The following is a 21,628-nucleotide window of genomic DNA, read 5'->3' as shown; positions in this document are numbered from 1 at the left end:
GAGGAGACAAGGGCCGAAATCCAGGCACAAAAAAACCAGCATGAGCTGGTCTGTTTGGTACTGCCTTGATGGTGCGGAAGGAGAGACTCGAACTCTCACGCCTAGGGCGCCAGAACCTAAATCTGGTGCGTCTACCAATTTCGCCACTTCCGCAATATTAATGGTGGCTATGACGGGATTCGAACCTGTGACCCCCGCATTATGAGTGCGATGCTCTAACCAACTGAGCTACATAGCCGTCTTGTATCCGACATTGTCGTGTACAAGTAAAATGGCTGGGTACTAGGGTTTGGACCTAGGCACGTTGACGAGATCAAGACCTCTCACGTTTACCACAGCGATCACCGACAAGGTCGATGAAAGGCAATAATGGCTGGGGTACTAGGATTCGAACCTAGGGATGGCGAGATCAAAACCCGCTGCCTTACCGCTTGGCGATACCCCAACAGCGCTCCTCAACAGTCGTTAGACTGGCAAAGAACCTTTAAAAATGGCTGGGGTACTAGGATTCGAACCTAGGGATGGCGAGATCAAAACCCGCTGCCTTACCGCTTGGCGATACCCCAACTGAACAACTTGTAAATGGTGGCTATGACGGGATTCGAACCTGTGACCCTCGCATTATGAGTGCGATGCTCTAACCAACTGAGCTACATAGCCGTCTTGTATCCGACATTGTCGTGTACAAGTAAAAATGGCTGGGGTACTAGGATTCGAACCTAGGGATGGCGAGATCAAAACCCGCTGCCTTACCGCTTGGCGATACCCCAACTGCGCTCCTCAACAGTCATACGACTGGCAAAGAACTTTAAAAATGGCTGGGGTACTAGGATTCGAACCTAGGGATGGCGAGATCAAAACCCGCTGCCTTACCGCTTGGCGATACCCCAACTGAATGATTAATGGTGGCTATGACGGGATTCGAACCTGTGACCCTCGCATTATGAGTGCGATGCTCTAACCAACTGAGCTACATAGCCAACCGTGCTTCCAGTGAGTCGTTGCCTCGTCACTGTGCGGCCGGAATTATGCGTATCTGGCTCTGGGGCGTCAACCCTTTTTTTGCCAGAAAAACCGAATTTGGGTGCGTTTGGCGAGTTATTGGACGCTGTCGCGCAAAAGCCCAACAATCTGGTTTTTTTTGCGACATTTGGCAGCAGATCCGCAACCTGTGCCCATAACAAAGAGGCCAGCAAATGCTGGCCTCTCATGGGGTTAGACGTTGAACAGGAAGTTCATGATATCGCCATCCTTGACGATGTAGTCTTTCCCTTCGGCGCGCATCTTGCCCGCTTCCTTGGCGCCTTGCTCACCCTTGTAGGTGATAAAGTCGTCGAAGGCGATGGTCTGGGCGCGAATAAAGCCTTTTTCAAAGTCTGTGTGGATCTTGCCCGCCGCCTGCGGGGCGGTGGCGCCGACCGGAATGGTCCAGGCGCGCACTTCCTTCACCCCGGCGGTGAAGTAGGTCTGCAGGTTCAGCAGCTCGTAACCTGAGCGGATCACCCGGTTCAGACCCGGCTCTTCGATCCCCAGATCGGCCATGAACTCGGCGCGGTCGGCGTCGTCCAGCTCGGCGATGTCCGCCTCGATGGCGCAGCAGACCACGACCACAACGGCGTTCTCGGCGGCGGCGATTTCACGCACCTTGTCGAGGAAGGGGTTGTTGTCGAAGCCATCTTCCGCCACGTTGGCGATGTACATGGTGGGCTTCAAGGTCAGGAAGTTGAGGTGGCTGACGGCCGCCAGCTCTTCCTTGTCCAGCTTCATGCCGCGGATCATCTGGCCGTTTTCCAGGGCAACCCGAATCTTTTCCAGGGTTTCCACTTCCAGCTTGGCATCCTTGTCGCCGCCCTTGGCGCGCTTGGACTGACGGTGGATGGCGCGCTCGCAGGCGTCCAGATCCGACAGGGCCAATTCGGTATTGATCACCTCGATGTCATCGGCCGGGGAGACCTTGCCCGCCACGTGGATGATGTTCTCGTCCTCGAAGCAGCGCACCACGTGACCTATGGCTTCGGTCTCGCGGATGTTGGCCAGGAACTGGTTGCCCAGACCCTCGCCCTTGGAGGCGCCCGCCACCAGGCCGGCGATGTCCACGAACTCCATGGTGGTCGGCACCACGCGCTGGGGGTTGATGATGGCCGCCAGCTGGTCGAGGCGGGGATCCGGCATGGGGACCACACCCGTGTTCGGCTCAATGGTGCAGAACGGGAAGTTGGCGGCTTCGATACCGGCCTTGGTCAGCGCATTGAACAGGGTGGATTTACCTACATTGGGCAGGCCCACGATACCGCATTTAAAACCCATGAATTGTTACCTTACGTGATGGATGCTGTGTGAGGGCCGCCGAACCTGCCCACACTCTTACTGCGAGGCTGTGATCAAGGCTCATGTGCTGCTCGGAATCCTCACGTATACCTATACGCTCCGGTTCCTGTGCTGCGCTTCGCCTTGCTGACAACCTCTCGTTACAGAGAGTGACCAGATTCTTAGGCAGCCCTGTCATATTGTGCGAGCCTGACCCAGGTCAGGCATCTGTATTCAGACTTTCTCGGCCTTGAAGCTGTGCAGCCGGTTCATGGCCTTGGTCATGTCCTGCTTGAACAGGTGTCGGTGGCGTACATGGGCACTCATCCAGTACGTCATCGATCAAAGCCTGCTTAGACTTTTTCAGCCTTGAAGCTATGTAGCCGGTTCATGGCCTTGGTCATGTCCTGCTTGAACCGGTGTCGGTGGCGTACGTGGGCACTCATCCAGTACGTCATCGATCAAAGCCTGTTCAGACTTTTTCAGCCTTGAAGCTGTGCAGCCGGTTCATGGCCTTGGTCATGTCCTGCTTGAACAGGATGTCGGTGGCGCGCAAGGACTCATCCAGTGCGGCCTCGATCAGGTTCTGTTCACTGCTGGGCGCCTTGGTCAGCACGAAGCCGGCGACCAGCTCCTTGGCACCGGGATGACCGATCCCGAGGCGCAGCCGGAAGAAGTTATTGTTGTTGCCCATCCTGGCGATGATGTCCTTGAGGCCGTTGTGGCCGCCGTGGCCACCGCCCTGCTTGAACTTGGCGATGCCGGGAGGCAGGTCCAGTTCGTCGTGGGCCACCAGTATCTCTTCGGGGACTATCTGGTAGAAGCGTGCCAGGGCCGCCACCGCCTTGCCGGAGAGGTTCATATAGGTGTTCGGGATGAGCAGCCGCACATCCTGCCCCTCCACCAGGATGCGGGCGGTGTGGCCGAAGAACTTGGGCTCTTCGCGCAGGCTGACATTGTGCCAGCGGGCTAGCTGCTCCACATACCAGGCCCCCGCATTGTGGCGGGTCTTGGCGTATTCGGGGCCGGGATTACCCAGCCCGACAATCAGTTTGATTTGATGCGTCACGCTTGATGTCTTCACTCGCTGCTTGCACTACTGGTTGCCATAAACAGAGGGTCCAGGGCAATGGGACGCAATATTCTAGCCGCCGACTGGCGATCACTCAACCAAAGCTCGGCAAGCCGGGGGGAATAACCCGGGAACCGGGTGCCAACGGCCGCCAAAATGGGCCAGATCCGGCCCGTTTTGGCGCAGCGGCTCAGGGGGTGTCGGCTTGACCGGCACGCAGCAGGGTCACCGTCTCCTCGGTCAGGGCGGTCACCAGGGGGCGGGCATAACGCACATAGTCCACGAACGAGGCCGCGTCTGTACCGCAATCCACGTTGGCTGCCTTGCAGTCGAGGGCCTTGCCCGGCCCATAGACGGCGCTGAGCTGCTCGCCGTGCTTTGTCACTGCCAGCACCGGGAAGGCGGTCAGCTGGCCCGCCACCCAGGCGAGATCCACGCGCTCGGCACCCTGGCTCTCAGCACTCTGACGCTGCGCCCGTGCCAGGGCCTGCCAGCCGTCGTTGCCGTTGGCGCTGTAGGCGTTGGTCACCACCCGGTAGCGCCGCCCATTCGCCAGATCCTGCCACTGACCCTCGGCCGTCTGCCACTGCAGCCGGGTCAGGTGACCCGCCTTGCCAGCTTCGGTCTCCTTGAAGGTGTAACGCAGGTGGCCGCCATAGGGGAACTTGCCCGCATGAGCGCTGGCGGGCAGGGTGGCCGTGATGGTCTCGGTCAGCAGGGCCCGCACCTCGGTGCCGGAGAGGGTCAGTACGCTGAGCGGGTTCTTGAACGGCAGCAGGCTGAGGGATGCCTCCCCCTGTCGCAGTTCACCGGCGGGCAAGTCGGCGCGCACGCCCCCCACCGCCAACAGGGCGAAGTCGACCAGGCCGCCGGTCAGTGCCTGCACCGCCGGGCGGTTGGCCCAAAAATATTGGCCTTCCGCCACCAGGGGCGCGACGTCGGAGCCGTGGCTGTCGCTGCCGTTGTCGCCGGGGCGGCGGGCATTTTGCAACGGTGCGGGAAGGGTGCCGATGACGGGGCCGTAGGCCTGCTCCAGCGCCGGTTTGTAGTGGCTGTCGATGATGCCGCGCAGGCGCGGATCTTCATCCACCGTCACCAGGTTGGGCTGGGCGTCGATGAACTTGCCGGCCTGCTGGCTGCGAGTCTTGTCCAGCCTCTGCTGGCGGGCCGGATCGGCGAAGAAGTCGCGGCTGGCCAGCAGCTGGTTCTGACCCTTGCAGGCGATGACCCGGCCCTGGGCGTCGAAGCTGACCCGGGCAAGACCGATGGCCTGGGCGTAGGAGCCCGCCTGCACCACGCAGGTCAGGCCCACGCCGTCCGGATTGGTGACCAGCGCTGCGTATTCCCCCGTCTTGCCCCAGCCGACGTTGCTAAAGTCACCGAGCAGGCTGTGGGAGTGGCCGCCGACGATGGCATCGAGGCCGTTCACCTTGGCCGCCAGCGCCAGATCCCGGGCGTTGCCGATGTGGGTGAGGGCCACTATCCGGTTGATCCCCCTGGCCTGCAGCAGGTCGACCGTGGCCTGGGCCGAGGCCACCTCCTTGGCAAAGCGCAGCTTGCCGACGTTGGGAGAGATGTTGGTCATGTCCTCCAGCACCAGCCCGATGACGGCGACCAGCTGCTTGTCTGCGGGCAGGTGGGCGAGATCGCTGACCGGGCTCTTCTGGTTGCCATCGAAGGCATAGACCACGAAGGGCTGGAGGTTGCTGGCCTGGCTCAGATCCGGGTCGTCGCGGCTGTCCAGGTTGGCGGCCAGCACCGGGAAGTTCACCCCCTGGATGAAGCGGGCCAGCTTCTGGTTGTCGAGATCGAACTCGTGGTTGCCAAGGGCCATGGCATCGAAGCCGAACTGGCTCAGCAGCTCGGCATTGGCCATCCCCTCGTTGAGCTTGAAGTAGCCGCTGCCCTGCCAGGCGTCGCCCCCGTGCAGCAGCAACAGCGGCTGGTTCTTGGCGAGCGCCTCGGCCTGGTAGGCTTTGGTCATGGTGAGCAGGCGGGGATAGCCGCCAAGGCGGGTGTAGAGGGTGTCGGTTTCCCCCTGCTTGCCGAAGAGGGGCCCCTTCAGCTCGGCATTGACCGGATCGAACTGGGAGTGGGTGTCGTTCATGTGTGCCAGAGTCAGGGTGAAGGGCGGATCCTGCTGGCCGGTCAAGCAGGCAGAGAGCAGGGCGCACAGCGGGAGGAGAGTGAGGAGACGCAAGCACTTCATGGGGACATCCTTAACCTGCGGGGGCAGGGCATTACTTTGACCAGGCTTGAAAAAACAAAAACCGCCAGTTGGCGGTTTTTGTCACAACGGGGTCTATCAATGCTCAAACATGGCAGAGATGGACTCTTCGTTGCTGATACGACGGATGGCTTCGGCCAGCACGGAGGAGAGCGTCAGCTGCTTGACCTTGCCGATCGCCTTCATCTCGGCGGTGAGCGGGATGGAGTCGGTGATGATCAGCTCGTCGATGACCGAGTTCTTGATGTTTTCCACGGCGGTGCCGGAGAAGACCGGGTGGGTCGCATAGGCGAACACGCGCTTGGCGCCACGCTCTTTCAATGCTTCGGCCGCCTTGCACAGGGTGCCGCCGGTATCGATCATGTCGTCGACGATGACGCAGTCACGGCCGGCCACGTCGCCGATCAGGTGCATGACCTGGGAGACGTTCGGGCGGGGACGACGCTTGTCGATGATGGCGATGTCGGTGTCGTCCAGCAGCTTGGCGATGGCACGGGCACGGACCACGCCGCCGATGTCCGGCGATACGACAACAGGAGACTCGAGGTTCTTGGACAGCATGTCTTCCAGCAACACAGGGCTGCCGAACACGTTGTCGACCGGAACGTCAAAGAAGCCCTGGATCTGCTCGGCATGCAGGTCAACGGTCAGCACGCGATCCACACCCACGCTGGAGAGGAAGTCAGCGACAACCTTGGCGGTGATAGGTACACGAGCGGAACGGACGCGGCGGTCCTGACGGGCATAACCAAAGTAGGGGATAACGGCTGTGATACGGCCAGCTGAAGCACGACGCAGTGCATCCACCATAACGATCAATTCCATCAAATTGTCGTTGGTCGGGGCACAGGTGGATTGAATGATGAAGATATCGCCACCACGTACATTCTCATTGATCTGTACGCTGATCTCGCCGTCGCTAAAGCGACCTACGGCAGCATTGCCGAGTTTGATAAACAGGCGATCTGCGATCTTCTGGGCTAGTTCCGGCGTTGCGTTACCAGCAAACAGCTTCATGTCAGGCACGGTTTGAAACCTCGGGGTTGCATCCAGTATGTGGGGGAGTCTGAAACCAGACCCATATCGTTTTGGGGCAAACGATTTATCAAGATAACGGACAAGGTCTCTGGAAGTTCATGGTGGCGCCAGATTACCCGGGTGGACAGCAGAGCCGTCACCTTCGGCACCATTATGTCAGATTGGCTGGGGTACTAGGATTCGAACCTAGGAATGGCGAGATCAAAACCCGCTGCCTTACCGCTTGGCGATACCCCAATCACTGACTTGTTGCAAAGTGGCGAAGAGTGGTGATATGTTCTCGCCCTTGGCGACAAACCCATCCCAGCCTTCCGGCACCCTTGCCAACACCTTCCGAGCAGCCACTTCGTCTTCAAATTGAGCAAAGACGCAGGCGCCAGTGCCCGTCATTCTTGACGGCGCGTATTCTAGCAACCAGCCGAGCGCATTGGCAACCTCGGGGTGGCGCTTTTTCACCAGCAATTCGCAATCGTTTTTCCACACCCCTTCCAGCAGGTTGTGCAATGTCATCCTGGGGGTGTTGCGGGGCAGCTCGGGATCCTGAAAAACCGCCGCCGTTGCCACATGACAATCGGGTTTGAGCACCAGATACCAGGCGCTCGGCACCTCGACCGGTTGCAGCTTCTCGCCGACCCCTTCCGCAAAGGCGGCCCGGCCGCGCACGAACACGGGCACGTCGGCCCCCAGCTGCACCCCGAGTTCCGCCAGCTCGTCTTCACTCAAGCCCGCCTGCCAGAGATGATTCAGCGCCACCAGGGTGGTGGCGGCGTCAGACGAGCCGCCGCCGATGCCGCCTCCCATGGGCAATACCTTCTCCAGCCGGATATGGGCCCCCATCGGGCTTGGCAGCCTCCCCTGCAACAGGCGGGCGGCACGGATGATCAGGTTCTGTTCATCGGGCAACCCGGGGATGGCAGGGCTCAGGGTGAGCAGGCTGGTTCCCGGCAGGGGCTCAAACTCCAGCCAGTCGCCGTGATCCAGGAAGATGAACAGGGTCTGCAGCTCGTGATAGCCGTCGGGGCGACGGCCGTTGACGTGCAGGAAGAGGTTGAGCTTGGCTGGCGCCGGCCAGCGGATCGCCGTCATCGGCGCGCTTTGGTCTGGGAGGCTCATCATGGCGCCAGGGTCCATTGGTTGATCTGCAACTTGAGGCGGCTGCCCTGACCCGTCATGGTCAGCAGGTGCGGTAGCCGGTAGTTGTCCTGATCCCGATAGTCCCCATAGACGATCTGCCACTGGCCGTCGCGCACCGAGGCCAGGCTGGCGTCGGGGTTGAGCTCGAATTCGGCCTCACCCGGCAGTCCCTTGATCCACTCCGGCAGCCCGGTGACCGGAATATTCCAGCCGGTGAGCTGATAGACCAGGGCCTCGGCATCCTGGCTCTGGTGCACCTTGCCTTCGTTGTCGGTCAGGGTGATCTCCCCCTTGCGGCGGGAGAGCTCCAGGATATGGGTGCCGATGAGGCTGGTGAGGTTGAGGCGATAGTCGTCGCCCTCCTGCTGCCAGTTGAGGCGGGCGCTGCCCTTCTGGCGGGCCGTGATGATGGCCATCTTGCCCGACAGCTCCCAGTGGGTCAGCTGTTCGAGACGGGCCCGTTCCTGTTGCCAGTTGACCTGATCCCGCTGGGGTTGAGTGGTGGTACAGCCGGCCAGTACCAGCAGGCAGGCGAGGGAGAAGATACGCAAGAACAAGGTCGTGCTCCGGATAAGAGATTTGCCACAGTATAAGGGGCGGCCGTATCGCTTTTAAAGACTTACCCTTTCTCGTACAATTGTCGGCCTTCATACCCTGTGCACGAAACGATCATCACCCACCCATGAGTCTGCTTGCCCTCGGAATCAACCACAACACCGCCAGTGTCGCCTTGCGGGAACGGGTCGCATTTGGCCCGGACTGCATCGATCGCGCCTTGCGTGAGCTGGTGGAGCAGCCCGGTGTCAGCGAGGCGGTGATCGTCTCCACCTGCAATCGAACCGAGCTGTATTGCAGCCTGGAGCAAGGGCAGGGGGAGCAGGTGCTGAGCTGGCTGCAGCGGTTCCACCAGCTGGAGGCGAGCGAGGTGGTCTCCGCCATCTACCGGCACCAGGACGAGGAGGCGGTGCGCCACCTGATGAGGGTCGCCTGCGGGCTCGACTCTCTGGTGCTGGGAGAGCCGCAGATCCTGGGGCAGATCAAGCAGTCCTACGCCCACGCCCAGCAGGCGGAAGCGGTGAAGGGCTCGCTGGAGCGGCTGTTCCAGAAATCCTTCTCGGTGGCGAAACGGGTGCGTACCGACACCGAGATTGGCGCCAGCGCCGTGTCGGTGGCCTTCGCCGCCGTGAGCCTGGCCCGCCGCATCTTCTCCGATCTCTCCCAGACCAAGGTGCTGCTGGTCGGTGCCGGCGAAACCATAGAACTGGTGGCCCGCCACCTGCGCGAGCAGAACGTCACCCAGATGATGGTGGCGAACCGCACCCTGCAGCGGGCCCAGCTGCTGGCCGAGGAGTTCGGCGCCCAGGTGATGACCCTCGAAGAGATCCCGGACTACCTGCACGAGGCTGACATCGTCATCAGCTCCACCGCCAGCCCCCTGCCCATCATCGGCAAGGGCATGGTGGAGCGCGCCCTCAAGGCCCGCCGCTTCAGGCCCATGTTCCTGGTGGACATAGCCGTGCCCCGCGACATCGAAGCCGAGGTGGACGAGCTCTCCGACGCCTATCTCTACACGGTGGACGATCTGCAGGGCATCATCGAGCAGAACCTCGAGACCCGCAAGCGGGCGGCCGCCGAGGCCGAGCTCATAGTGCAGGAAGAGCAGGGTGACTTCATGGGCTGGTACCGCAGCCAGCACTCTGTGGACCTCATTCGCGATTATCGCCACCAATCCCAACAGGTGGCGGATGAAGAGTTGCAGCGTGCCCTGCTGGCCCTGCAACAGGGCGAGAATGCCGAGCAGGCGCTCAAGGCCCTGGCTCACCGCCTCACCAACAAGTTGATCCACGCACCGACCCAGGCCCTGCGCCAGGCCGCAGCCCAGGGAGACACCCACAAGCTGTCCCAACTGCGTCAGGTGTTGGGATTGTCACAAGAGTCATAATTTTCGGGCAACCTGCCGGTTGTCCCGTCCTCCATCGAGAACACAAGATTTATGAACCCGTCATTGATCAGAAAGCTGGAAGGCCTCATCGAGCGCCACGAAGAAGTACAGGCCCTGCTCGGCGAGCCCGGGGTCGCCTCGGATCAGGACAGATACCGTGCCCTGACCCGGGAATATGCCCAGCTAGAAGACATAGTGCACGCCTTCCAGCGCTTCCGTCAGGCCGAGGAGAACCTCGAGACCACCCGGATGATGCTGGAAGAGGACGACGCCGACCTGCGCGAGATGGCGCAGGAGGAGCTGCCGCTCGCCAAGGCGACCTTAGAGGAGCAGGAGCAGGCGTTGCAGGTGATGCTGCTGCCGCGCGACCCCAAGGATGACAACAACTGCTACCTGGAGATCCGCGCCGGCGCCGGTGGTGACGAGGCGGCGATCTTCGCCGGGGATCTGTTCCGCATGTACTCCCGTTATGCCGAGCGCCAGGGCTGGCGCGTCTCCATCGTCAGCTGCAACGACGGCGAGCACGGCGGCTACAAGGAGGTGATTGCCAAGGTGGACGGCGAGCACGTCTACGGCCGCCTCAAGTTTGAATCCGGCGGCCACAGGGTGCAGCGGGTCCCCGAGACCGAATCCCAGGGCCGGGTGCACACCTCCGCCTGTACCGTGGCCGTGCTGCCGGAAGTGCCGGAAGCCGAACAGATCGAGATCAACCCCTCCGAGCTGAAGATCGACACCTTCCGCGCCTCCGGGGCCGGTGGTCAGCACGTCAACAAGACCGACTCCGCCATCCGCATCACCCACCTGCCTACCGGCCTGGTGGTGGAGTGCCAGGATGAGCGCTCCCAGCACAAGAACCGTGCCAAGGCGATGTCGGTGCTCTCCGCCCGGCTGCAGGCCGCCGAGGACGAGCGCCACCGCGCCGCCGAGCAGAGCACCCGCCGCAACCTGGTGGGCTCAGGGGATCGCTCCGAGCGTATCCGTACCTACAACTACCCCCAGGGGCGCCTCTCCGAGCACCGCATCAACCTCACCCTCTATCGTCTGGGGGAGATCCTCGAAGGGGATCTGGATTGCGTCATCACCCCCCTGGTGCAGGAATACCAGGCCGATCAGCTCGCCTCCCTGGCCGAGAGCAATTAATGCAAATCCAGCAGGCTCGTGCCCACATCATGGCGACGTTGGCCTCCGGGGAATCCCCCCGTGCCGACGCCGATGCGCTGCTCTGCCATCTGCTGTCTTGCCGGCGCAGTTACCTGATGACCTGGCCGGAGCGCGAGCTCGATGCTGCCCAGCAGGCCACACTGCAAGCCTGGCTTGACCGCCGCCTGGCCGGTGAGCCCATAGCCCACCTCATCGGCGAGCGGGAGTTCTGGTCGCTGCCCCTCAAGGTGAGCCCGGCCACCCTGATCCCGCGCCCCGACACCGAGGTGCTGGTGGAGCAGGCGCTGGCGCGCCTGCCTGCCGGCCCCTGTGCCCTGCTGGATCTGGGCACAGGCACCGGCGCCATCGCGCTGGCGCTCAAGTCCGAGCGGCCCGATGCCGATGTATGGGCGGTGGACAGGATGCCGGACGCCGCCGCCCTGGCCCGCGCCAACAGCGCCGCCCTGGGGTTGCCCATAGAAGTGCGGGACGGCAGCTGGTTCGAGCCCCTGCTGGATGCGCCACGTTTTGCGATGATCGTCTCCAATCCGCCCTATATCGACGGGGCTGATCCCCATCTGGAGGAGGGGGACGTGCGCTTCGAGCCCCGCTCCGCCCTGGTGGCGGACGAGCAGGGGCTGGCGGACATTCGCCTGATAGTCGCCGGTGCCCCCGCCCATCTGTGCCCGGGGGGATGGCTCTTGCTGGAGCACGGTTGGGAGCAGGGGGCAGCGGTGCGTCAGCTTCTGCTGCAACAGGGCTACTGCCAGGTGGAAACCGTGCGGGATTATGGGGATAACGAGCGGGTGACCCTGGGTCGTCTGGCGCCGTGATGATGACGGGCGGAACTGTCCGCCCCTGTGCAAGGAAACCATATGTATGTTGTTCTCAAACATCTGCACCTCACCCTGATTGTCGGGGCCGTGCTGATGTTCATGCTGCGCTTTTACTGGGCCCAAACCGGCTCCATTCATGCCCGTAACGGCCGGGTGCTGCAGGCCAGTGGCTGGCTCAATGGCCTGGTGGTGCTCTCCGGCGTGCTGCTGTGCATGGTGCTGGATCTCAATCCCCTCAACAACGGGATCCCCTGGCTCAGCGAGAAGCTGAGCGCCGTGCTGGCGGTGGCCTTCCTCGGCATGATGGCGCTGCGCCTGGCGCGCAGCAACAGCATCCGCTGGTTTGCCTTCCTGGGGGCCCTGGGGTGGATCTTCTTTATCGCCAAGCTGGCGGTGCAAAAGCAGGCCAACCTGTTCGGTTAGGGATGACGACGATGATACGTGTGGATGAGTGGACCGACTTCGAGGCCCACGACCTGGCCGAACTGGCACTGTCGGTGAGCGATGAGATCCTGGGCCATGGCGGCGCAGGAGAGGCCGAGCTGGCCCGTCTCGATAGCTGGCTGGACGAGGCCATAGTCGAAGGGGACTGTGACGAGGTGCGCCGTCAGCTGTTGCAGGGGTTCTACCAGACCTTAGGGTTTCGGGGCGACTGGCAGGATTATTTCTCTGCCGCCAACTGCGACCTGAACCAGGTGCTGGTACAACGCAAGGGCATACCGGTGAGCCTTGGCATCCTCATCATCCAGCTGGGTCGCAAGATTGGCCTGGATGTGGAGGGGATCTGCTTCCCGGGCCATTTCCTGGTGAGCTTCGCCGGCCTGGAGGGTGAGGTTTATGTGGACCCCTTCAACGGTGACGAACTGAGCCTGCACCGCATCGAGCTGCTGCTGCGCGGTGCCCTCGGCAACCTGGCGACCTTAAGCGATGACCATCTGCAGCCCTGCGGGCAGTGGGAGATCATCGAACGCCTGCTCAACGTCAGCAAGGGGGCCCTGCTGCGGGAGGAGCGCATGACAGAAGCATTGCGCTGCAGCGAGCTGCTGCTGCGCATGAAGCCCGGAGATCCGCTGGAGACGCGGGATAGGGGCTTCATCTACGAGCAGCTCGACTGCCCCCGTTTCGCCGCCGACGATTTTGAATACTTTATTGAACAATGCCCGGACGATCCTGTGGCCGACGTGCTGAAAACCCAGCTGGCCAGTCTGGATCTTAGCCCCAAGCCCCTCCATTGAGGGGGTCTGGGGAAGCCTCTTCACTTAAGGATGCTGAGATGGAACAGAAGAATATCAAGATCAACGCGATCGACGTCGCCAACGACAAGCCCTTCGTGCTGTTTGGCGGCATGAACGTGCTGGAATCCCGCGACATGGCGATGGCGGTGTGCGAGAAGTACGTGGAAGTGACCAGCAAGCTGGGCATACCATTCGTGTTCAAGGCGAGCTGGGACAAGGCGAACCGCTCCTCCATCCACTCCTACCGCGGCCCGGGCCTGGAAGAGGGGATGAAGATCTTCCAAGAGCTCAAGGCGACCTTCGGCATGCCGGTCATCTCCGATCTGCATGAAGTGCATCAGGCCAAGCCGGTTGCCGAGGTAGTGGATGTCATCCAGCTGCCCGCCTTCCTGGCGCGCCAGACCGATCTGGTGGAGGCCATGGCCCGCACCGGCAACGTCATCAACATCAAGAAGCCGCAGTTCCTGAGCCCGAGCCAGATGAAGAACATCACCGACAAGTTCGAGGAGTGCGGCAACGATCGCCTGATCCTGTGCGAGCGCGGTGCCAACTTCGGTTACGACAACCTGGTGGTGGACATGCTGGGCCTGGGCGTAATGAAGAAGAGCACTGGCGGCTATCCGGTCATCTTCGACGTGACCCACTCCCTGCAGTGTCGCGATCCCCTGGGAGCCGCCTCCGGTGGTCGTCGGGATCAGGTGACCGAGCTGGCCCGTGCCGGCATGGCGGTCGGCCTGGCGGGCCTGTTTATCGAATCCCACCCGGACCCGAAAGTGGCCCGCTGCGACGGCCCGAGTGCCCTGCCGCTGGACAAGCTGGAAGGCTTCCTCAAGCAGATGAAGGCCATCGACGATCTCATCAAGGGCTTCGAGCCACTGGATACCTCCGCCTGATCCAGCACGCCGCTTTAGTGATGCCAGGTGCCCCGCCATGCGGGGCATTTTTTTATCCAAAATGTTTTCAATAGGGTCTCAAATACATCGTCGACCAACTATATCGCAGTTGCTGTGGTGTTAATGATGTTAAATATGTTGTGTGATTAATGTCTCTTAATTGCTTCTTATAACGTGTGAAAGTGGCGCCGTTGCGATGATGAAATAGCATGACGCCAACGAGAGAAGGATATTTTCTCGTGACGGCTCCCTGCATGCCTATTTCTGCCATATGAGATGTCAATTAATTAACAGGACGTTAATCATGCACAAGAAAGTATTCAGCAGCCTTTATTTCCAGGTGCTGCTTGCGATCACCCTGGGGGTATTTCTGGGACATGTCTATCCCGACCTCGGGGCTGATATGAAGCCATTGGGTGATGGCTTCGTAAAATTAATCAAGATGATCATTGCCCCCGTTATTTTCTGCACCGTAGTGACCGGCATCGCCGGCATGGAGAGCATGAAGGCGGTGGGGAAAACCGGTGCCATAGCGCTGCTCTACTTTGAAGTGGTGAGCACCATAGCCCTGGTCATCGGGCTGTGCGTGGTGAACTTGCTGCAACCCGGGGTCGGCATGAACGTGGATCCCGCCACGCTGGATGCCAGCTCCATCTCGGCCTATGCCGAGCAAGCCAAGTCGCAGGGCATCATCGCCTTCCTGCTTGATGTGATCCCGGGCAGCGTGATCGGCGCCTTTGCCAGCGGCAACATTCTTCAGGTGTTGCTGTTTGCGGTGCTGTTTGGCTTCTCCCTGCACCATATCGGCGAGAAGGGGAAATTGGTCTTCAATGTCATCGACAGCTTCTCCCAGGTTATTTTCGGCATCATCAATATGATCATGAAATTGGCACCGGTTGGCGCCTTTGGTGCCATGGCCTTTACCATAGGGAAATATGGGATCGGCTCGCTGGTCCAACTCGGCCAGTTAATTGCCTGCTTCTATGTGACCTGCCTGCTATTCATCTTCATGGTGCTGGGCAGCATTGCCAGGGCAAATGGCTTCAGCATAGTGCGCTTTATTTCCTACATCCGTGAAGAGCTGCTGATCGTGCTGGGCACCTCCTCTTCCGAATCCGTATTGCCGCGCATGTTGGTGAAGATGGAGGCGCTCGGCTGCAAGAAGTCGGTGGTGGGCCTGGTGATCCCGACCGGTTACTCCTTCAACCTGGATGGCACCTCCATCTACCTGACCATGGCGGCCGTCTTCATCGCCCAGGCGACCAATACGCCGCTGGATCTGTTCCAGCAGCTCACCCTGCTGGTGGTGCTGCTCATCTCCTCCAAGGGGGCGGCCGGGGTCACCGGCAGCGGCTTCATCGTGCTGGCGGCCACCATCTCGGCGGTGGGGCACCTGCCACTCGCCGGGCTGGCGCTGATCCTGGGGATAGATCGCTTCATGTCGGAGGCGCGGGCCCTGACCAACCTCATCGGCAACGGCGTGGCGACTCTGGTGGTGGCGCGCTACTGCGATCAGCTCGACGAGCAGAAGATGAACGAGGTGCTCGCCAACCCGGTCGCCGTGCAGAAGGTCGACCAGCACGGATAGCCGGCAGGCGCGGTCTGCAAGGAGAGATGGGCAGGCACTGTGGCTTGCCCATAAAAAAACGGCCCGAGTGGGCCGTTTTTCATGGTGCAGATGACCGCAGAGGGAATTACAGGCTCTGGGTGAAGGTGCGGGTGACCACATCACGCTGCTGTTCCGGGGTCAGGGCGTTGAAACGCACTGCGTAGCCAGACACGCGGATGGTCAGCTGCGGGTACTTTTCCGGATTGGCGATGGCGTCTTCCAGGGTCTCGCGGCGCAGCACGTTGACGTTCAGGTGTTGACCACCCTCGACCACGGGTTCGGTCTGGACCGGCAGTTCACGGTATTCGAACTGGCCCAGGTCGGACAGTGCGACTTCCTGATCGGCGACGAAGCTGTCGCCCTTGGCGCAGATGCAGCGAGCTTGCTGCTTCTCTTCATCCAGCAGCCAGAAAGAGTTCAGCAGTGCGGCGTTGGCGGACTGGGTGATTTGGATGCCCTTGATCATGGTATGACTCCTCATAGGAAAGCGGATTCAACGGTAAGCACATTACCCTGATGTTTTTAAACCACCTTGATGACGGGATGATTTAACGGGGCCTTGCCTTACACCTTTACTTCGTTGGGGTCATATATACCACGATGGTAATAATACGAAAATTGATCCAAATCAATAAAGGCGCATTTTGCGCGCGAGGAAAGGGATTAATTCATTGAGATTAATCAAAAATAGATCATTTTTATGATTTTGTAAGATATATGAATTATGCATTTTTTATTGGGTATATCTAGTAATTTAACTACATCTTTAGCGCTTATTCTCTTTATAAGCTCAGGGCAGAACGTCACTGGATGGTCAGGTGTGCGGCCGCCAAGGCGCGGATGGCTACGGCCATCGGCCGTCATCTCGATAGGCAGGGTGCCAGGAGTTTTGGCAGACACAGGGGCGCAGGTGTTGCCATCCCCCAGCGCCGAGTCGCGGTTGCGTCTTGCTGCCCGGCCCCCTATCCTGAGCCCCTTGCGGCATTCATCGAGGATATTGGGGTGCCAGAGGTAGTGGATTCACAGAGAGAGGAGACTGGCGTGCTGACCTGGAAGGATGTGATCGGTTCTGAGAAAGAGCAGGACTATTTCAAGGCAACCCTGGCGACCGTCAGGGAGGAGCGGGAAGCGGGCAAGGTGATTTACCCCCCGGCCACCGAGGTGTTCAATGCCTTCAAGTTGACCGAGCTGGATCAGGTCAAGGTGGTGATCCTGGGGCAAGACCCCTATCACGGGCCGAGTCAGGCCCACGGCCTCTGCTTCTCCGTGCTGCCCGGGGTGCGCACGCCTCCCTCCCTGGTCAACATCTACAAGGAGATGCAGCGGGATCTGCCGGGTTTTGTCACACCCGGTCACGGCTTCCTGGAGTCCTGGGCCACCCAGGGGGTGCTGCTGCTCAATACTGTGCTGACGGTGCAGGCGGGCATGGCCCACTCCCATGCCCATCTGGGCTGGGAAACCTTCACCGACAGGGTCATAGAGCGGATCAACTCCCACTGCCAGGGGGTGGTCTTCCTGCTGTGGGGAGCCCATGCCCAGAAGAAGGGACGCTTCATCGACCGGTCGCGTCACCATGTGCTGACGGCTCCCCATCCCAGCCCATTGTCCGCTCACCGCGGCTTCATCGGCTGTGGCCACTTCTCGGAGGCAAACCGCCTGCTGGTGCAGCAGGGGATGAGCCCCATCGACTGGCTCTCGGTCTGCCATCACCAGCCGGTGCCGGCCTGACCCTCTTCCCGCCTCTGGGCAGGCAAGGGCGCCCAAAGTTGTCAGGTCGCTTGCGTCGCCGGGGCGGGGATTGTCTGCAACTGACTTGATTGAGTGCAAAGTTCGGGTAATAAATGACCGTATACTCGAGACAGTACCTTTTTCAATTCAGCGCAAGGAGTGCTCATGTTATCCAGTCTCCATAAGGACCACCTCAACATCGCCAGGCTGCTGACGCTGCTCAAGCACAAGCTGGCAGCCATCCGCAATGAGCAGCCGGTGAGCTATTTCCTGCTCAGGGACGTGGTGGACTACTTGCGGGAGGTCTCCGACAAGTTCCATCACCCCAAGGAAGACATGATCTATGACTACTACCTGAAGTACAGGGTGGTGGAGGGGGAGGTCGCCAACCGGCTGCATGAGGAGCACGCCCGTCTGCTGGTGGCCGGCACCGAGCTCAAGGAGATGGTGGAGATGATACTGATGGACGCCGTCATTCCGCTTGAGCAGTTCACCGCCAAGCTGGAGCAGTTCATCGAGCAGCAGGAGGCCCACATGAACTACGAGGAGGGGGTGATCTTCCCCCATCTGCGTGACTCCCTGACCGAGGATGACTGGCGTCAACTCGAGCAGCTCTGGCAGAACAGGGCCATCAATGATCCCCTGTTCGGGGCCGAGGTGAGCCAGCACTTCCAGGCGCTGGCCAAGCAGCTCTCGTTGCCTCCCTCATCCTGAAGTGCAAAAAACGACGCCCCGGCTTGGCCGGGGCGTCTTGTTTTACTGTGTCAGTGGGTCTGTGCCGCCACGGGCGACGTCGGTGACACTACAGCTCCAGTTCTTCCGAACCTTCATAGGCGATGTCGATGGCTTGCAGCTCCTTTTGCAGGCGGTGCTTGTCTTTAAGCGCCTCTATCTCACGCCATTTGCGTTTCTTTCCCGTTGTCCCGCGGCTACGTGAACCCAGCTCAACGACCTCGTCAAAATCGAAGTTGAACATGTCCATGGCTCCCTCCTTGGTTTTATGGTTTTCACCATTCGTATAACACGACGCATTTGAAAATAAAACGCTTTTATGACCAAGTTGTGACAATCGGGAAGGTGGATAAAAAAAACCGGGCTGCCCTTTCGGGAGCCCGGTTTTATCGGCGCAACACCTCCTGTGAAGGGGGCTGGCCGAGATGGCCTCGGCCCGTCTTTTACAGACGGCTGGCCAGCATGGTTTCCAGTTTGCCCTGATCGACGGCGAACATGCGAATGCCTTCGGCCAGCTTCTCGACCGCCATGGCGTCCTGGTTCAGCTCCCAGCGGAACTGTGCTTCTGTCATGGGGGTCGGCTTTGCCTTGCGCTCGCCGGTGTAGTTCAGCTTGCGTACCACGGCGCCTTCGGTCTTGCTCAGCTCTTCCAGCAGGGCAGGGCCTATGGTCAGGCGGTCACAGCCAGCCAGCTCCAGGATCTCGCCGGTGTTGCGGAAGCTCGCACCCATCACCACTGTCTGGTAGTCGTGCTGCTTGTAGTAGTCGTAGATGGCGGTGACGGAGACCACGCCCGGATCTTCGCTCGCGGTGTAGTCACGGTTGTGCTTGGCCTTGTACCAGTCGAGGATGCGGCCCACGAAGGGGGAGATCAGGAAGGCGCCGGCTTCGGCACAGGCACGGGCCTGGGCGAAGGAGAACAGCAGGGTCAGGTTGCACTGGATGCCCTCTTTCTCCAGGACTTCGGCAGCACGGATGCCTTCCCAGGTGGAGGCCAGCTTGATCAGGATGCGATCGTTGGTGATACCGGCTTCGTTGTAGAGGCGGATCAGCTTGCGGGCCTTGGCGATGCTGGCGTCGGTGTCGAAGGAGAGACGGGCATCCACCTCGGTGGAGATGCGGCCCGGGACTATCTTCAGTACTTCCAGACCTATGTTGACCGCCAGCTTGTCGCCCGCGTCGATGATTTGCTGTGCCTTGTCCTGGCTCTGGGACTTGGCCCAGTTGATGGCGTCTTCGATCAGCGCCGCGTACTCGGGGATCTCGGATGCCTTCAACACCAGGGAGGGGTTGGTGGTGGCATCGATGGGCTGGTAGCGCTTGATGGCTTCGATGTCGCCGGTGTCGGCAACTACCGTGGTCAGGGCTTTCAGCTGGGTTAATTTATCGGCCATAGCAAATATCATCTCTATATGAGGGAGCAATCCCAGGGGTTGCGGGCGTGAGACGGCCGTTCTGAAATAAAATTACAAAATCCCGGCGACTCAGGCTCAGAAAAGCACGATGGGGGTGGCCCATCGCCACTGCCTGCCTAATTAATACGGATGTGGCGCTTCCTGCAATAGGGAGCCTTGTACGTGAATCACCCAGGTGGTGGGAGAGGGGGAGGCGATAGGAGGAAAGTATCTGATAAAAAACGACTTTTACTGATTTTTTGGCAACGCCCTGCGACCGGCACAAAAGCAATTTTTTTAGTTGATTCTTCATTTTGTGCAGTGGGTCACACAAATACTCTTGTCAGCTACTTGAAATTTAATTACGTGTAAAACGTTTGGCGTGACAAGCCCCTGGCTGGGCGACATCAGAGGCAAACGCTTGCCTTACCACCGCCGGTGAAGGCATCTGTTTTTACCGTCATGGGAATATCGACAAATGAGCCCCTTTCGGGTCTTATTTATCAACTGTAGAATCGCACATCAAGTTTTGTTGATTATTTGCGTGCTAAATGAAGCTTTTTTGCATCAAATCGCTCGTTTTTTGTCTTTCCAGTGAGCCTAATCACTATTCTGAATTCCCTCCCTATGCTAGATTCCGCCCCTTCGGCGCAATGCTAATTCGGAAATTGACAGAGAGCGGTCAGCGCAGACTGACCATGGATGTGATAACAACGAGAGAATTATGGACACCTTGATTGCAATGATTAACGACCTGATGTGGGGAGCCGTGCTCATTTACCTGCTGATCGGGGTCGGACTCTTCTTTACCTTCCGCCTGGGGTTTATCCAGATCCGTCACTTCGGCCACATGTTCTCGGTACTGCGCAATAGCCGCAAATCCGACAGTGCCGGCATCTCCTCCTTCCAGGCCCTGTGTACCAGCCTGGCCGCCCGTGTGGGCACCGGCAACCTGGCCGGCGTGGCCGTCGCCATCTATCTGGGGGGCCCTGGCGCCATCTTCTGGATGTGGCTGATCGCCTTCATCGGCATGGCCACCGCCTTCGTCGAGAGTACCCTGGCCCAGCTCTACAAGGTCAAGGACGAAGACGGCAACTACCGTGGTGGTCCCGCCTACTACATGGAGCGTGGGCTCGGCATGCGCTGGATGGGGGTGGTCTTCTCCCTCTGTCTGCTGCTGGCCTTCGGTCTGGTGTTCAATGCGGTGCAGGCCAACTCCATCAGCCTGGCCATGAACGTGGCCTTCGGCATCCCTGACTGGGTCAGCGGCCTGGCACTGGTGGTGCTGTCCGGCCTCATCATCTTCGGCGGCATCCGTGGCATAGCCCGCTTCGCCGAGCTGGTGGTACCCTTCATGGCGCTGGCCTACATCCTGATGGCGCTGTTTGTGGTGGCGATGAACATCAGCGAATTGCCAGGGGTGTTTGTGCTCATCATCAAGTCGGCCTTCGGTATCGAGCAGGCGGGTTCCGGCGCCATGGGTTACGCAATCTCCCAGGCGATGATCAACGGCATCAAGCGCGGCCTCTTCTCCAACGAAGCCGGTATGGGCTCTGCTCCCAATGCCGCCGCGACCGCGACCCCCTATCCGCCGCACCCGGCGTCCCAGGGCTATGTGCAGATGCTGGGGGTCTTCCTCGACACCATAGTCATCTGTACCTGTACTGCCGCCATCATACTGATGTCCGGCCAGTTCGAGCCGGGCTCCGGCGTAACCGGGGTCGAGCTGACCCAGCGTGCGCTCTCCTCCCAGGTCGGTGGCGGTGGCAACATCTTCATCGCGGCGGCCATCTTCTTCTTCGCCTTCACCTCCATAGTGGCGAACTACTCCTACGCCGAGACCAACCTGGTGTTCCTGGAGCACAACCACAAGGGCGGCCTGATGCTGTTCCGGATGTTCGTGCTGGGCATGGTGATGTTCGGTTCAGTGGGTGAGCTGCCGACCGTGTGGGCCCTGGCGGATGTCTCCATGGGGATGATGGCCATCGTCAACCTGATCGCCATACTGCTGCTCTCGGGGGTCGCCATCAAGCTGGCCAAGGACTACAACGATCAGCTCAAGCTGGGTCGCGTCCCCACCTTCGATGCCAACAAGTACCCGGAGATCCGCAGCCAGCTGGAAGCGGGGATCTGGGACAACCCGCCCAAGAGCAAGCAGGCCTGAGTCCTGGGTTGATCCGGTTGGGTAATGAAAGAGGGGAGCCATGGGCTCCCCTCTTCTATATGGGCCCATGCCCGCCCGGGGCTGTGGCATGGGATGACTGGGCTCACAGGAGGCGGGCTGAAGGCCTCCTTGGCAACAGCGACGAGACTTCACGCCACTTCACATCCAGCACACCTT

Annotated in this window: 19 protein-coding genes and 9 tRNA genes; 10 read left to right on the top strand and 18 right to left on the bottom strand. The window is 60.3% G+C overall.

Annotated elements, in window-relative coordinates; translation table 11 throughout:
- Positions 1–69 precede the first annotated feature (69 nt).
- From ACFWHB_RS15670 to lolB, 15 genes are all read right to left on the bottom strand, one after another.
- A tRNA-Leu gene (locus tag ACFWHB_RS15670) sits at positions 70–153 on the bottom strand.
- An 8-nt stretch (positions 154–161) separates the two neighbouring features.
- A tRNA-Met gene (locus ACFWHB_RS15665) sits at positions 162–238 on the bottom strand.
- 132 nt (positions 239–370) lie between these two features.
- Positions 371–445, bottom strand: a tRNA-Gln gene (locus ACFWHB_RS15660).
- A 46-nt stretch (positions 446–491) separates the two neighbouring features.
- Positions 492–566: transfer RNA gene (locus ACFWHB_RS15655), tRNA-Gln, on the bottom strand.
- Positions 567–583: 17 nt separating this feature from the next.
- Positions 584–660: transfer RNA gene (locus ACFWHB_RS15650), tRNA-Met, on the bottom strand.
- A 35-nt stretch (positions 661–695) separates the two neighbouring features.
- A tRNA-Gln gene (locus ACFWHB_RS15645) sits at positions 696–770 on the bottom strand.
- Between the two features lie 45 nt (positions 771–815).
- Positions 816–890: transfer RNA gene (locus ACFWHB_RS15640), tRNA-Gln, on the bottom strand.
- A 13-nt stretch (positions 891–903) separates the two neighbouring features.
- A tRNA-Met gene (locus ACFWHB_RS15635) sits at positions 904–980 on the bottom strand.
- Between the two features lie 235 nt (positions 981–1,215).
- Entirely contained in the window at positions 1,216–2,307 is a 1,092-nt protein-coding gene (gene ychF, locus ACFWHB_RS15630) for a redox-regulated ATPase YchF (protein ID WP_025326174.1), read from the bottom strand.
- A 472-nt stretch (positions 2,308–2,779) separates the two neighbouring features.
- The gene (pth, locus tag ACFWHB_RS15625) at positions 2,780–3,376 is read right to left on the bottom strand and encodes an aminoacyl-tRNA hydrolase (RefSeq protein ID WP_395948810.1); all 597 of its coding nucleotides are present in this window, start codon (positions 3,374–3,376) and stop codon (positions 2,780–2,782) included.
- A 193-nt stretch (positions 3,377–3,569) separates the two neighbouring features.
- The gene (locus ACFWHB_RS15620) at positions 3,570–5,588 is read right to left on the bottom strand and encodes a bifunctional metallophosphatase/5'-nucleotidase (RefSeq protein ID WP_395948809.1); all 2,019 of its coding nucleotides are present in this window, start codon (positions 5,586–5,588) and stop codon (positions 3,570–3,572) included.
- 96 nt (positions 5,589–5,684) lie between these two features.
- Positions 5,685–6,632: a ribose-phosphate pyrophosphokinase gene (locus ACFWHB_RS15615; protein WP_025326177.1), complete on the bottom strand. Its 948-nt coding sequence runs from the start codon at positions 6,630–6,632 to the stop codon at positions 5,685–5,687.
- A 174-nt stretch (positions 6,633–6,806) separates the two neighbouring features.
- Positions 6,807–6,881 (bottom strand) — tRNA-Gln (locus ACFWHB_RS15610).
- Positions 6,861–7,730 (bottom strand): 4-(cytidine 5'-diphospho)-2-C-methyl-D-erythritol kinase, encoded by an 870-nt coding sequence (ispE, locus tag ACFWHB_RS15605; protein ID WP_395950213.1) that lies wholly within the window; start codon positions 7,728–7,730, stop codon positions 6,861–6,863. The genes ACFWHB_RS15610 and ispE overlap by 21 nt, the downstream gene beginning before the upstream one ends.
- 26 nt (positions 7,731–7,756) lie before the next feature.
- Entirely contained in the window at positions 7,757–8,335 is a 579-nt protein-coding gene (lolB, locus tag ACFWHB_RS15600) for a lipoprotein insertase outer membrane protein LolB (protein WP_395948808.1), read from the bottom strand.
- 125 nt (positions 8,336–8,460) lie between these two features.
- Between lolB and hemA the strand changes: the two genes are divergently transcribed.
- The 7 genes from hemA to ACFWHB_RS15565 all read left to right on the top strand — a co-directional run bounded on the left by hemA (position 8,461) and on the right by ACFWHB_RS15565 (position 15,412).
- Positions 8,461–9,720, top strand: a complete 1,260-nt coding sequence (hemA, locus tag ACFWHB_RS15595; RefSeq protein WP_106887525.1) for a glutamyl-tRNA reductase — start codon at positions 8,461–8,463, stop codon at positions 9,718–9,720.
- A 51-nt stretch (positions 9,721–9,771) separates the two neighbouring features.
- The gene (prfA, locus tag ACFWHB_RS15590) at positions 9,772–10,860 is read left to right on the top strand and encodes a peptide chain release factor 1 (protein ID WP_106887524.1); all 1,089 of its coding nucleotides are present in this window, start codon (positions 9,772–9,774) and stop codon (positions 10,858–10,860) included.
- Positions 10,860–11,693, top strand: a complete 834-nt coding sequence (gene prmC, locus ACFWHB_RS15585; protein WP_395948807.1) for a peptide chain release factor N(5)-glutamine methyltransferase — start codon at positions 10,860–10,862, stop codon at positions 11,691–11,693. Before prfA ends, prmC begins: the two co-directional genes overlap by 1 nt.
- 42 nt (positions 11,694–11,735) lie before the next feature.
- On the top strand, positions 11,736–12,119 hold the full coding sequence (locus ACFWHB_RS15580; protein ID WP_043133018.1) for a SirB2 family protein: 384 nt from the start codon (positions 11,736–11,738) through the stop codon (positions 12,117–12,119).
- Between the two features lie 11 nt (positions 12,120–12,130).
- Complete coding sequence (locus ACFWHB_RS15575) at positions 12,131–12,931, top strand: SirB1 family protein (RefSeq protein WP_234678165.1); 801 nt, start codon at positions 12,131–12,133, stop codon at positions 12,929–12,931.
- Between the two features lie 38 nt (positions 12,932–12,969).
- Entirely contained in the window at positions 12,970–13,824 is an 855-nt protein-coding gene (gene kdsA / locus ACFWHB_RS15570; RefSeq protein WP_106887521.1) for a 3-deoxy-8-phosphooctulonate synthase, read from the top strand.
- Between the two features lie 304 nt (positions 13,825–14,128).
- Complete coding sequence (locus tag ACFWHB_RS15565; RefSeq protein WP_395948806.1) at positions 14,129–15,412, top strand: dicarboxylate/amino acid:cation symporter; 1,284 nt, start codon at positions 14,129–14,131, stop codon at positions 15,410–15,412.
- Positions 15,413–15,518: 106 nt separating this feature from the next.
- Here the strand turns inward: ACFWHB_RS15565 and grcA are convergent, their stop codons facing one another.
- On the bottom strand, positions 15,519–15,899 hold the full coding sequence (gene grcA / locus ACFWHB_RS15560; RefSeq protein WP_025326187.1) for an autonomous glycyl radical cofactor GrcA: 381 nt from the start codon (positions 15,897–15,899) through the stop codon (positions 15,519–15,521).
- A gap of 575 nt (positions 15,900–16,474) precedes the next feature.
- Here grcA and ung point away from each other — a divergent pair.
- Positions 16,475–17,161 (top strand): uracil-DNA glycosylase, encoded by a 687-nt coding sequence (gene ung / locus ACFWHB_RS15555; protein WP_395948805.1) that lies wholly within the window; start codon positions 16,475–16,477, stop codon positions 17,159–17,161.
- A 165-nt stretch (positions 17,162–17,326) separates the two neighbouring features.
- A complete protein-coding gene (locus ACFWHB_RS15550) occupies positions 17,327–17,875 on the top strand; it encodes a hemerythrin domain-containing protein (protein WP_106887518.1) in 549 nt (182 codons plus the stop codon).
- An 88-nt stretch (positions 17,876–17,963) separates the two neighbouring features.
- Here the strand turns inward: ACFWHB_RS15550 and ACFWHB_RS15545 are convergent, their stop codons facing one another.
- Together ACFWHB_RS15545 and tal are read right to left on the bottom strand one after the other, a co-directional pair.
- Positions 17,964–18,143, bottom strand: coding sequence for a DUF3545 family protein (locus tag ACFWHB_RS15545; RefSeq protein WP_025326190.1), 180 nt, complete (start codon positions 18,141–18,143; stop codon positions 17,964–17,966).
- Between the two features lie 193 nt (positions 18,144–18,336).
- Entirely contained in the window at positions 18,337–19,287 is a 951-nt protein-coding gene (tal, locus tag ACFWHB_RS15540) for a transaldolase (RefSeq protein ID WP_139745836.1), read from the bottom strand.
- Between the two features lie 724 nt (positions 19,288–20,011).
- On the opposite strand from tal, the gene ACFWHB_RS15535 reads away from it, so the two are divergent.
- On the top strand, positions 20,012–21,451 hold the full coding sequence (locus ACFWHB_RS15535; protein WP_106887516.1) for an alanine/glycine:cation symporter family protein: 1,440 nt from the start codon (positions 20,012–20,014) through the stop codon (positions 21,449–21,451).
- Positions 21,452–21,628 lie beyond the last annotated feature (177 nt).

The organism is Aeromonas mytilicola subsp. aquatica, assembly GCF_044336385.1.
GTDB lineage: Bacteria > Pseudomonadota > Gammaproteobacteria > Enterobacterales > Aeromonadaceae > Aeromonas > Aeromonas rivipollensis.
Note: the sequence above shows the minus strand (reverse complement) of the source record. Positions and strands in the feature narration are given on the sequence as shown.